Below are 1335 nucleotides of genomic sequence, written 5' to 3' on the forward strand. Positions count from 1 at the left end.
GTCGAAACCTGCATCCAGTAGCAAGAAAGCCCCGGCAGTTTTCCGCCGGGGCTCTCCGAAATCGATCTGAAAGATCGATGATTAGAAGTTGCGCTGAGCGCGCAGCAGCATGGTGACCGAGTTCTGGTCCTTCAGCTCGTACACGGCCGCCGGCTTCGCAGCGGTGGCAATGCCCGGGCTCGCGATGGAGCCAGAGTACTTCTGGTCCAGACGCGACCAGCTCAGGTCGGCAGTGAACGCCAGGTTCTTGACCGGAGTCCACACGGTGTTGACACCGACGACTGCGAAGTTGAAGTCCGGATTGCAGGTCGCACCGGCCAAGGCGATCGCAGCGAAGTTGGTGCAGATCAGGGCCTTGCCCGTATCGCCGTACTTCAGCTGAGCATAGCCACCGTAGACGGCGCTCGCCCAGTTCGGGCTCCAGTTGTGGGTATAGCCACCGCGGACGCCCCAGGTCTTGACGGTATCGATGCCGGTACCGGCTCCGAAGACGCCGTCGGAAAGACCGGCGAAACCGGTGCTCTGATACGCGCCGTTGCCGCTACCGCTGAACATGAAGAAGCTCTGCGGGAACAGGCTCTGGAAATTGTAGCGAGTTGCACCGTCCGTATAGACGGCCTGCAGGTTGATGACGTCGCCCGCACCGGTCGGGATGTTCTTGATCGCCAAAGAGCCCTGCACAGCCCAGCCCCACTTGTCAGAGGGGTGACCCGTGGATTCCGTCGCGCCGTAGTAGGCCGTATGGAGGTCATGTGCGGCAACCGAGAGCTGGGCCAGACCCCAGGCCTGGTCGACGCGCACCTGACCGATGATGTCGGGCGAACGCGTGCCACCCCAGGCGTTGGCACCGTAGACGCCGGTCACAAACTGAGCGGCCGTACCCGACGACACGTTCCAGAGGTTCGACTGGCCGTTGGTCGCCGTCGTCTCATCCTGCAAGGCGAACGAAGCAGTGATGCCCTGGCCGAAGTCAGCCGTGTAGGCAACCTGGTTCACACCGTTGGTGTGGTTCGAGCCGCCCGGAATGGTGTCGGGACCGCCAGCCGGATAGCTCTGCCACGGGGCATCGAAGATCGAGACCGTGCGGCCGAAGGTGAAGCCGGCGAACTGGATGAACGCATGGTAGAGGCCGAGCGCGGCCGAACCGGTCGAGAACGTCGACGGGTTGCTTCCGGTGACCGACTGGGAATCCCAGGTGAAGACCATGTCGGCATAGGTGCGAACCACGCCGTATTCGGTCGCCGTGCGCGTGTCGACGTTGAAGTCGAAACGAGCGCGGCTCATGTAGTAGTTGGTCAGACGGTTGTTCGAGCCGGCGTTCGCGCCCTGCTGGAA

The 1335-nt window shown here is 62.8% G+C and carries 1 protein-coding gene; it reads right to left on the reverse strand.

Translation table 11 applies throughout. The annotated features are described in order from the left end of the window. Window positions 1-81 precede the first annotated feature (81 nt). A partial coding sequence (locus AC1D00_RS41345) for a porin (RefSeq protein ID WP_477014669.1) occupies window positions 82-1335 on the reverse strand: 1254 nt, incomplete at its 5' end.

The organism is Bradyrhizobium sp. P2_E8 (assembly GCF_056403875.1).